The organism is Microcoleus sp. Pol11C3 (assembly GCF_036701485.1).
In the GTDB taxonomy this organism is placed as follows: Bacteria; Cyanobacteriota; Cyanobacteriia; order Cyanobacteriales; family Microcoleaceae; genus Microcoleus.
In genome coordinates this window covers 1-10,849 of record NZ_JAUBQW010000176.1, presented here as the reverse complement: position 1 = coordinate 10,849, position 10,849 = coordinate 1, and the positions used below count along the sequence as shown (strand labels likewise).

Below are 10,849 nucleotides of genomic sequence, written 5' to 3'. Positions count from 1 at the left end.
AAGCCTTATCTTTAGTTGAGTTTGAATATATCGGTCGCTCCTATTCATAGTTTGCGATCGATTATTCAGCAAGCCCTCATTAGTCCTATGCAAGAGGACTTTTGCTAAAAGCCCCGTGGAATTCATTCCCTGGCGGGCTTTCGGTTTATGTTAACTGGACACATCCTCCTCCTTAATGTCGAGTCTTTACTCCTTGCGCTTGAGCTAACTGCTGACAGTATCCTCACCCAAATTATCGAGAGATTCTTGCAGCGAATCGCGCCAATTGCGAACCCTATCGTCATTAGGAGCGATCGCTAAAGATCGATTAAACATTTCTAGAGCCTCTCGGTAATTCTTGAGTAATTCCTGTGGCTCTGATAATTCTGTACCTAGTCTGAGCAGCGCAATCCCTTTGTTGTTGAGAGCATAGTTATCATCCGGTGCAATAACTAAAGCAGAATTAAAGGCTGCGATCGCATCAAAGTAAGATTGTTGAGCAGCTTCAAATTTACTTAGCTTTGCCTGTAAATTACCCAGACTTTCCAGCGCAATCCCTTTGTTTTTGAGAGCATTTATAGAATCCGGTGCAATAACTAAAGCAGAATTAAAGGCTGCAATCGCATCAAAGTAAGATTGTTTTGCAGCTTCAAATTCACTTAGCTTTGCCTGTAAATTACCCAGACTTTTTAGCGCCATCCCTTTATGGTTCAGAACATAGTTATCATCCGGCGTAATAAGTAAAGCAGAATTAAACGATGCGATCGCCTCTGAGTAAGATAGTTTCGCAGCCTCAAATTCAGTTAGATGTGCCTGCAAATCACCCAGACTTTTCAGCGCCATCCCTTTGTTGTTGATAACTTGGTTATGATCTGGTGCAATAAGTAAAGCAGAATTATAGGCGGCGATCCCTTCTGAGTAAGATAGTTTTGCCTCTTCAAATTCACTTAGCTTTACCTGTAAACTACCCAATTCTTGTAGCGCAATCCCTTTGTTGTTGAGAGCATTCATATAATCCGGCGCAATCAGTAAAGCAGAATTCAAAGCGGCGATCGCCTCTGAGTAAGATAGTTTTGCCACCTCAAACTCACTTAGCTGTGCTTGCAAATCACCCAAAGCTCTTAACGCAAGTCCTTTGTTATTGAGAACTTGGTTATTATCCAGTGCAATCAGTAAAGCAGAATTTAAGACTGCGATCGCCTCTGAGTAAGACTGTTTTGCTGCCTCAAATTCACTTAGCTCTGCTTGTAAATCACCCAGACATCGCAGCGCAATCCCTTTGTTCTTGAGAACGTCGATATCACCTGGTGCAATAAGTAAAGCAGAATTCAAGGCTGCGATCGCCTCTAAGTAAGATAGTTTTGCAGCGTCAAACTCACTTAGCCGTGTCTGCAAATCACCTAGACATCGCAGCGCATTCGCTTTGTTGTTGAGCGTAGCATAATCATTGGGAGTTAGGATAATTTCACGATCGCAAGCTGCAACTGCCTCCAAATATTCCTGTTTTGCCTCTGCGTGTCGAGCCAACCGAGCATAGTAATCTCCCTCCGATATTGAAATACTACCAAGCCAAAAATCACTTTTAATCCACAACTCACTTCTAACTGCCAGCAGCGACTCGCATTCCCCGTAACGACTCAGCCGCAACGCTTCTTCAAACACATCTACCCATTCCCTCACACCCCGCTCCCAATTCAAGCGATTCGCATGATAAATTGCCTCAGCCGCATTCCCCAATTCCCGGTAATGCTGCTCTAAAACTTCATGAGCCCGGCGAGTTTTCTGATTATCCCGATCCGCATCCAAGCGCCGCAATAAATCGTGAATTCGATACCACTTTTCACCCCGCTGCGGCTCTTTCCACACAAAGGAAAAACTCGTCAAAATCTCAAAATTTGCACTACTTGCCTGGAAGTGACAGCCTGCTCCCAATTTTATGTATAAATCCTCATCAAAAGCGCGGCAAGCACTCAGCGAATGCACCGCAGATCGCACTTCGCGATCTACATAACTCAGCAACCGATCCGTTAACTCCGCAGTCTTGTTTTCAAACTTCGGAATCCGCGCAAAATCCGACGACAGCAACTCAATTCCCCGCCTTCTTTCTGCCAGCACCACATCCGCGCACAAACCAAAATAAAACGGATGTACCTGCAAATTCTCCCAACTCTCATCAGGATTGACGCTGGCATATCTAATCACAGCATCTGCCAAATCGGCCTTGTCAATCTCCACTTTGTGCAGGTAATCCCTAGCATCGGCGGGAGACAAATGCCAAACCAATTGTGCATCTATATAATCTTCGGGAATCGGAAACTTCGCCGCATTCGGCCACCGCAGTTGTGTGACTGGACAATCTCGCCCCGCAACAGCAACCACAATCCCCGCTTTGAAATCGATCGCCCTCAGCAACCGCCGAAACCACTCATCTTGATACCAAAAATTTATTCCCTGAGAAGTGCGTTTTTCATCCCACAATTTCTCGTGAGTATCGAACAGCATGACGAGGCGTTCTGGTTTGTGTTTGCCAGCCATTGCCGCATTCAAATCCCCAGCAAACAATTTCGGCAAACAATCGATTAACTCAGTATCAATATCTAGGCGGCGAATTTCCTCTGCCTTGTCGTCGCTGACACCCAAGCGAGTTTGAATTAATTTCATCGCACCCTTAATGCCGCTCAATTTAACTATGCCTTTAATCACGGCTACAGCTTGCGCCACCACCGGAAATTCCGCAAAAGTTTCAATGGCAGGTGTCACCAATTGAATTACATCATCGGGGAAAAGTTGGCTGAGAGTTGCATCAGACTCGCCTTTGTTCAGCAAATACCAAAAACAAGCAAAATCATAATTGGGAAACTTAAAATTATATCTCTTTGTTGCTTCTGCCAGATTGCGCCGCAACATCAGCAAGCCATAAAATCTATCTTGCGGTTTATCTTCTTTTATCGGTATCAATCCGAAATCGTGCCTGACTACGGGTATGGGAGTATAGGTTTTAGGTTCAGCGTGGCGGACGAAATTAGCAACTTCGGCCGCTTGTGATTCTGGGAGTGCGCGCCTTTGTTGCCAAACCTGCGGCGAAAATCTTTTGCAGCAGTTAACCTGCAAGTGTTTTAGCAGCAATGACTTGCCGTTGCCTCCATCGCCGTAAAAATACAAAATTTGTTCGCGGGGCGGGTATTCGTTTAAATAAAAGGCAAATCGGCGGGTAAATTCGTGCCTGTCTGTGAAGAGTTGGAGTTGGCGATCGTCCCCGATCGATTCGCTTTCAAAATCTTCGTCGTCAATTGGCATAAGTGTGCAGGTGAGGTGTTAATTTAATTATAAGCAAAAATTAGATTGAATCGGCGATTGAAATCGCTTCTTGTCAAACAAAGTCCGCCTTCGCGGACTAAAAGAGCAAGGAAGTATTTAACCACAAATTAGCGTAATTCTTCAGTCCTCTTTAGAGGACTTTAGCTTTGAGGCAGGGGTTTCAACCCCTGCCGGATCGTGGCGATCGTACAATATCTCAGAAACAAATAATTTTAGTGAAATTATTTAAGTACCTTGCGGCAAAGGTTGCAACAACTGGTGACAGAGAAATAGAGCTGTGTTAAAACCGTAATCGATCGACCAGCCAAGCTATCTTAATAAAGGACGCTAGCGAAAGCACAGTCATGGCACCTCCCACTAATCCAAATCCGGCGGATTCATCTGCAAAACAGTCTCTAGAGGCTGGGCTAGCAGCTTTGAAACAGCAGGATTACCCCACCGCGATCGCCCTTTTAGAATCCGTTACCCAAACCGCCACTAATGGGCCGTCGGGAATCCGCGCGCAGATGGGGTTAGTGGCTGCGTACAAAGCAACCGGTAATGTCAAAAGCGCGATCGCCCTGTGCACATCCCTCGCCAAAAGTCCCAACCCTCAAGTCAAAACTTGGGCAGATCGCGCTTTAACAGAATTAACCCCCCCTCCCCCTCCAAAACCACCAGCAAATAAACCAAAATCCCCAGAAACTCCCCCCGAAACAGGCTTTGTCGCCTTTGATGCAGGAACAAAATCGCCGAAAAAAACGCCTGGGGGCGATGGCTTACGCCCCGCTTCGCTACGACCAAGCGTAGACAAAAAAACAGGATTTTTACCTTTAGAGCAGACTGTAGGGCCTGGGAACGCCAAATCGCAACCGATTTCCCCGCCACCTCCACCCCCCACACTGCCCATTCGCCCCACATCAGAGGGCGGGCACGGGGGCACCGCCCCTACAGAAACCGCACCCGATACCGCAGAAATTAGCGGCGAAAATAGTTCCGGTTCCCCAACAGATATCCCCGGAGTCGCCAGCCCAGATACTTACCAACTCACTTGGCGCGAAGCAGGGCGCGCGAAAAGCCCGCGCCCCCTCAAACCGCTGAAGTTGCTGGAGTTTCGCATACAAGCCGTTGCAAGTGCGATCGCCCTATTTTTCCTAGCCCGGTTTGTCCTGCAATTCCTGCTGACAAACACTAATTCTCTGTTGGTTCAGCTTTACATATTCACTAGGCTGCCTATTTTCGCGCCGATTCAGCTTTTTTACCGCGATCCAACTCCCTTTGTTCAGATGGTTTTTGGATTGCTTTTGGCCTCGTCTCCGTGGCTGATAGACGCGCTGCTGAAACTGTTTTGCGGCATCGAAACCCTGCGCGGGTCAGTTTTATCCAAGCACAGCAAGGAAGCTAGTCGGGTACTGCGAAGTTATTGTACCAAGCAAAATATAGCGGTGCCGGTGCTGAAACTCTTGCCGCTGAATGTTCCTGTAGCTTTCAGTTACGGCTGTTTGCCCCGTTTTGCTCGGATTGCTGTGAGTCGGGGGCTGTTGGAACAGTTGACGGATGATGAAATTGCTACTATTTTCGCGCGGGAGTTGGCCCATATCTCTCACTGGGATTTTGCGCCGATGTCGCTGGCGCTGCTGGTGATTCAGATTCCTTACTTGATTTATTGGCAGGTGGCGCACTGGCAAGAGCGGTTGTGTGATTTAATGACGATCGAGTTTTTGCGTTCTGCTGTCAAATTTGTGGCCGCTGCAATTTCTGCTATTAGTTACGGGATTTATAAGTTGTTGCGCTGGCCGATGTTGTGGGTGTCGCGCCGCAGAGTGTATTTTAGCGATCGAACTGCTGCGGAAATTACGGGCAATCCTAACGGTTTGACGCGGGCATTGGCTAAAATTGCGATCGGCATTGCTGCTAATATCGAGCAGCAAAAACAAACTAGCTTTTTCCTCGAAAGTTTCGATCTATTGTTACCTGTAGGCGTTGGACAAGCTGTAACCCTTGGTTCTGCTGCATTACACGCGCCCCTAGAACAGATTTTGCTGTGGGATGTCAGCAATCGCGAGCGCAATTGGTTGACGGTTAACAGCGCGCATCCTTTGCTGGGAGAGCGTTTGAAGCTGTTGGCTCTTTATGCTCAATTCTGGCAACTGGAGACAGAGTTAGATTTGGCAAACGCGGGAGTGCAAGAACAACCCAGGAAAGGAAAATTGTCTCTGTTTAAGTCAATACTCGAATTTAAAGACTCAAAACTATTTTTACAAGGTGCGCCGTTTTTTGGAATTCCGATGAGTTTGGCGATAGTCGGGGTGCTTTGGCTGATTGGCGGGATTTTTTCGAGGACGAGTTTTTGGCAGTTGGATTGGCTTTGGGGCGATCGATCGATTCTTTGGGGCTGTTTGCCGATCGGATTTAGCATCGGTACTTTGATGCGGATAAATTATTTCTTCCCGGACATTACACCGCGAGAAACCGCTTCGCCGAGTTTGCCGGAAATTTTGTCAAATCCCGAGAGTTTGCCGCTGGATGCTGAACCGGTGCGGCTGGAAGGCCAACTTTTGGGTCGATCGAAGATAGATAATTGGCTGGGACAAGATTTGATTTTGCAGACGGCGACGGGTTTGGTGAGGTTGCATTATGTTTCGAGGTTTGGCTACATTGGCTCTTTATGGCCGAAACCGACTCGCCCCAGCGATTTGATCGGAACATCTGTTGTGGCGACTGGTTGGCTGCGCCGGGGTGCTACTGTGGCGATCGACCTTGAAAGTCTCCGCAGTCAAGGAGGGAGGGTTAGTGACAGCGGACATCCGATTTGGTCTGCGATTTTGGCTTTTGCTGCTGCTATTTGGGGCGCATACATCATTATCCAGGGCCCAAGGTGAGGAATAGCGATCGGATTGCTGCACGAGTCGCGAACAACAACGCGCAGCCTCGATCAAAACAGCCGAGGGGCGATGTGCTCGTTGCTGGTGGCGCAGCCTACCCGATATTCTCGGTGCGCGGTTGACACCCTACACTCTTGTTCCTTGTTCATTTGTAAAGAAAAGTTGCTTTTTTGCCAGCGGTCTGTTACATTGGTTTACATCAATTGGATTGAACCAAATAGCGCGATAACTTCAGTTGGCTAAAATCCCTTAAGGCATTGCGTAAAAATTGTCAACATCCCAACACAGCAAGTACAGCCAGCCGCTTGTCGGCTGTTTTTTTTCGATCGCTATTTTTGCTGTGCGGGATGAATTCTCAAAAGTGATTCAGATGTAGTTTCCGTTAATTTCAGCCTGAAATCTTCCTAAATAACTAGCTCTGTTACCAAGGCTGTGATACCTTTAAAGAATGCTCGGACTCTGCCGGGCCTGATTTAAGGGATAGCGGGTAAGTGAGTAGTTCTCAGCATTAGGAGCGAGATTAGGAACGAGGTAAGATTACTGGCTGAAAAAATGTTAGCCATTTTATCCATCACTGTATTAAACTGAATACTGGCATTCCGATCGCTTGCAATTGACACATCCTTGGACATAAATTTCTACACGGCGCTGGCTATAAACATTCTGAATCAACACCGGAAGCAAGTAATACAGAATAGCCAATAGCCTAAACATTTGAGTGATGACTAAAAGTTTACACAACAACCTGAGATTTAAAAGCTCTCTGCATAGGCGGTTAAGTTCCGGCCTTATCAGAGTAAATCATCTTTTTGTTCTAAAAGGTGGGGGGAGCTGTCAAGGTTGGTGGGAGGAATGCGCCAATTCTCGGGTTATGTGGTGTTTGCCTGAAGTCAATATTCAGTTGACTTCAGGTAATTCTGTTCGAGCAAATTAATTAAAATCCAAGTCGGGAGGAATTTTTCATGTCTATTCGTCTTTATGTTGGCAATCTACCGAAGGAACTCGATCGCCTAGAATTGCAAGAAGTTTTTGCACCGGAGGGCGAATCTGTTACCACAAAGGTAATTACAGACCGCAAAACTGGTAAATGCAGAGGATTTGGTTTTGTGACGGTGCTAACCGACGAACAAGCCGACCAAGTTATTGAGAAATACAACGGCTTGATGTTCAAAGAAAACCCGCTGAAAATAGAGAAGGCACTGCCACGTTCTAAGGGTAAATCTGAGAAGGGCGAAGAAGATCAGCAGCAGTCGCCGCAGTCACCGCAATTGGTGTCGGCATCGGCGTCTGTGCCTATGCCTGTGCCTGCGCCGCAGCAACAGCAGCGCTCGTCGGCTCCTCCTACCCAAGGTGGAGGTGGCGGTTCCAGCAAAAGCAATCGCCGTCGGGGTGACAACAACAAGTCTCGCCGCAATCAGTCAGCAACAACGGTTTCGAGTGGTGATACCGGTTCGGTGCAGCCAGATCCGCGCTGGGCGAGTGCTCTGGAAGAACTCAAGCAAAGATTGGTGGAAGCTCAGACTACTAATTAGTCGCAAATGGCAGCTAATTGCTGTTGTCTCTCGACTGTGGTTGACTGAATGTATCTGGAAGTGCGATCGAGAATGGGTCAAAAAACCCTGTTCTCGATCGCACTCTTTTATGGTAAAAAACCTCTAATATCTAGCAGTGCGGTAAAATAAGTGCGAGGGCAAATAATGAAAACTCAAGTCTTCACTACCAACCAGTTGGATTTTGGTCGATCGACCGGACACGATGTAATATCCTGAGAATGGTTAGCCCAAAAACCCGGTTTCTCTGAAAATATAGGGTTGAGCAGCGAGACATTTAGAAAGAAACCTGGTTTTTAGCTCATCTAAACAAGTCCTCTTTATTCGATCGGCCCGAATTCGATTGTCTCAATAAACTCAAAAATCTTGTTCATAATTCCCTCAACTTCAGACTCCAGGGAACCCAATTCATCCCCCTCCTGATAAATTCGCTGACAGCTTACCGTGTAGCAAAAATCGTCAGCAATAAAAGCCATAAGTCCCCGGTAAGCATCCAACCGAGTCAGAGGGCCCTCGTTTTCTTGCACGCTGATAGTTGCACCCGCAGGCAAATCTAAAACCACGAAATAAGCTTCTTCATCTTCTAAATATTCTGCGTGGAGTAACTTAGAATTGGCAACATTAGCAAAAATTGCCTGAGAAACAAAATTGTCGAGAAAAGACTTGAGATAACCTTCCTCGCCAACCGACTCGATTGTTTGTTCCACTTCACCCGCAACAGGGAAATAATCAATTTTCAGCAAAACGCCAAGGTCGTCTGAAAATGCGACACAGCCTTCTTGATCATCAATTTTACCGCCTCGTTGATCGTCAACTGGAATGGGAACGCTAAAATTGCCTTCAGGAGATACGTACCATGCGGCATCGAAATCAGACTCTTCGCCCTCTACTTCCGAGTAAGCAGCAATTACATCCTCAATAATTTCTGCTGCTTCCTCATCTTCCACACCTAATGCTTGCTGGAATTCTTGGAGAAAAGCCTCGTGCTTCTGGGATATTTCGCCATCTGCGACAAACATTGCTGCGGTTATTGCAAAAGTATCCAACACTAACTCATCTGGCATAGATTCCCAAGCAGTATTAAATAATGCTCCTAAACCATCTTGGGCGACAATACCGGCGAGTCTTTGAAACATTGCGGACATATCATCTTCCGAGTATTCAGCAAATATTTCTGATTCCCAAAGTATGCTTTCTAACATATCAGCATCCGTGTCAGGGGAATTTGCCTCCGCTGCCACAAGTGCTACCGCTGCTACGGATTCTTCTAAAGTTAAGCTTGCTTCGGATTGGTCTTCTGAATTGAATATTTTATCAAACTTGCCCACAGGTTTTGCCCCGCTAGTGTTTAGTTTTGCTATTCATAGCAAATTTATGACATAAAAAGATAGTCGTCAGGGATACATTTACTTTTTTCCAAATCCCGAGTCAATGTAGGGTGCGTCTAGCCTTAAACCTTACCACTCGTGAATATCAAATCTCCAATTAATTTACCAAGGACTGCCAATTATTGTGAATCCGGCCCAAAACTTCGGGTGTGTGAAATCTGCATTTGGTACTTGTGCCGATTGAGTAAGGTCGATCGCGCCTTGAGTTCCCCGCAATTGACCGTTTTTAACTAAAATTTGTTTGTGGATCATTGCCAGTTGAGCTTTTCTGAGCGCTTCAGCTTTAATTGGCTGCGATCGCAAATGGCGGTAAAATTCGGTCATCAGCGCTAAAGTGGCGACATCCTTAAGGCTGTAAGGTCGATCGCCCTTAAATCCTATCGTCCTGGACGCATCCAAACCAAAAAAACCGGGTTTTTTGCCATGTTTGCTGTTAGTCAGCCAAACAGCACGACTACCGCCCCAGCAAGTCTCAGCCTCCCACCATTAACAACAGGCACTAATCCAGCTAGTTCAACAGCAACTTCTGCCCAAACTACCGCCCGTGATATGTTACTTAATGGTGGTTCAATCCCAACCATGAATACCTTTAGCGAAACCGACGATGACATCCTAATCTACGACAAGAACAGCTTGTTGAGTTCTCTAACCAGCGCTCAAACTCAGCCAATCATTCCTTTGAGGGCCACGACTGTTAATAGTGCGATTTCCCAAATTGCTAATACTTCTGCTAAGGACAACAGCCACTTAATTAATCCGGGTGCAACTCCCAGCAACCCACTAATAATTAGTGATTCCCGTGGCATTCCTAGCTTGAATTAATCGCGGAGGGGTTGAAATAGATCGAATACATAAAAACCCGGTTTATTCAAGCAACCGGGTTTTTGTTTGTGGATATTTTTATTTAATATCAATTCCGGTTGCACTCATAGGTCGGACACGGCAATGCCGTCTCCCTACCCAAAAAAATATGGTAGGGAAACCGCACTGCCGTGTCCTGACTTTGGGTAACTGAATTAATCACAAATGTAAAATCTTGTTACAAGTGACTTGACACCAGCAATCAAATCTATTATCCAATGACTATAATTTGGAAAACGTAATGCTGTCCTTCGCAAGTGTTGCGAAGAATCTTAAACCCTTGCAAAACCCCCCTTGAGTGCGTCCGTCCTGACTATAAACAAATCAGACAATTCCATGCAGAAACTAACTCGAATTTTATTCACTACAGCTTTAACCCTAAGTATCTTGTGTTCTCCCACAACAGCTTTCGCTAAAGCCAAAATTCAGATAGCCATCCTTTTAGATTCTAGTAATAGCATGGATGGACTGATTGACCAGACTCGTACTCAACTTTGGCAAATTGTTAATTTTTTAACTAAAGTAACCAAAGATGGCCAAGTGCCAGAATTAGAAGTTGCCCTTTACCATTATGGTAATGACAGCTTACCTTCCTCAGAAGGTTTTTTCAGATTATTAACTGGATTTACTGCTGAATTAGATTTAGTTTCCGAAAAGCTATTTAGTATCAAAACCAACGGCGGTCAAGAATATGCTGGCTGGGTAATTCGTTCAGCAATGCAAGAATTAAACTGGAGTAAAAATCAGGAAGATTTTCGCGTGATTTTTATTGCGGGTAATGAACCATTCGATCAAGGCCCAATAGTTTGGAAGGCTCTCCTGAACTTATGGTTATAAGTTTATCTAATCACAAAAGCAAGCTAATACGCGATTCCTAAAATTATTAAAA

7 protein-coding genes are annotated in these 10,849 nt (G+C 45.8%); 4 read left to right on the top strand and 3 right to left on the bottom strand.

Annotation, left to right across the window (positions count from 1 at the left end; translation table 11 throughout):
* Window positions 1-204 precede the first annotated feature (204 nt).
* Window positions 205-3,276 carry a tetratricopeptide repeat protein gene (locus tag QUA40_RS25595; protein WP_333131092.1) on the bottom strand — a complete coding sequence of 1,024 codons (3,072 nt, stop codon included), beginning with the start codon at window positions 3,274-3,276 and terminating at the stop codon, window positions 205-207.
* 365 nt (window positions 3,277-3,641) lie between these two features.
* On the opposite strand from QUA40_RS25595, the gene QUA40_RS25590 reads away from it, so the two are divergent.
* Both QUA40_RS25590 and QUA40_RS25585 read left to right on the top strand, forming a co-directional pair.
* Window positions 3,642-6,158, top strand: a complete 2,517-nt coding sequence (locus QUA40_RS25590; RefSeq protein WP_333131090.1) for a zinc metalloprotease HtpX — start codon at window positions 3,642-3,644, stop codon at window positions 6,156-6,158.
* A gap of 965 nt (window positions 6,159-7,123) precedes the next feature.
* Window positions 7,124-7,693, top strand: a complete 570-nt coding sequence (locus QUA40_RS25585) for an RNA-binding protein (RefSeq protein ID WP_333131088.1) — start codon at window positions 7,124-7,126, stop codon at window positions 7,691-7,693.
* 338 nt (window positions 7,694-8,031) lie between these two features.
* On the opposite strand, the gene QUA40_RS25580 is transcribed toward QUA40_RS25585, so the two are convergent.
* Both QUA40_RS25580 and QUA40_RS25575 read right to left on the bottom strand, forming a co-directional pair.
* A complete protein-coding gene (locus QUA40_RS25580; RefSeq protein ID WP_333131086.1) occupies window positions 8,032-9,039 on the bottom strand; it encodes a tellurite resistance TerB family protein in 1,008 nt (335 codons plus the stop codon).
* Window positions 9,040-9,201: 162 nt separating this feature from the next.
* On the bottom strand, window positions 9,202-9,498 hold the full coding sequence (locus tag QUA40_RS25575) for a CHAT domain-containing protein (protein ID WP_333131084.1): 297 nt from the start codon (window positions 9,496-9,498) through the stop codon (window positions 9,202-9,204).
* 24 nt (window positions 9,499-9,522) lie between these two features.
* Between QUA40_RS25575 and QUA40_RS25570 the strand changes: the two genes are divergently transcribed.
* A complete protein-coding gene (locus tag QUA40_RS25570) occupies window positions 9,523-9,921 on the top strand; it encodes a hypothetical protein (protein ID WP_333131082.1) in 399 nt (132 codons plus the stop codon).
* Between the two features lie 375 nt (window positions 9,922-10,296).
* Window positions 10,297-10,797, top strand: coding sequence for a hypothetical protein (locus QUA40_RS25565; protein WP_333131080.1), 501 nt, complete (start codon window positions 10,297-10,299; stop codon window positions 10,795-10,797).
* Window positions 10,798-10,849: the final 52 nt, after the last annotated feature.

Excerpts from the sequence above, each read along its gene's own strand:
- QUA40_RS25595 (WP_333131092.1), bottom strand. The coding sequence starts at position 3,276 with ATGCCAATTGACGACGAAGATTTTGAAAGCGAATCGATCGGGGACGAT.
- QUA40_RS25590 (WP_333131090.1), top strand. The coding sequence starts at position 3,642 with ATGGCACCTCCCACTAATCCAAATCCGGCGGATTCATCTGCAAAACAG.
- QUA40_RS25585 (WP_333131088.1), top strand. The coding sequence starts at position 7,124 with ATGTCTATTCGTCTTTATGTTGGCAATCTACCGAAGGAACTCGATCGC.
- QUA40_RS25570 (WP_333131082.1), top strand. The coding sequence starts at position 9,523 with ATGTTTGCTGTTAGTCAGCCAAACAGCACGACTACCGCCCCAGCAAGT.
- QUA40_RS25565 (WP_333131080.1), top strand. The coding sequence starts at position 10,297 with ATGCAGAAACTAACTCGAATTTTATTCACTACAGCTTTAACCCTAAGT.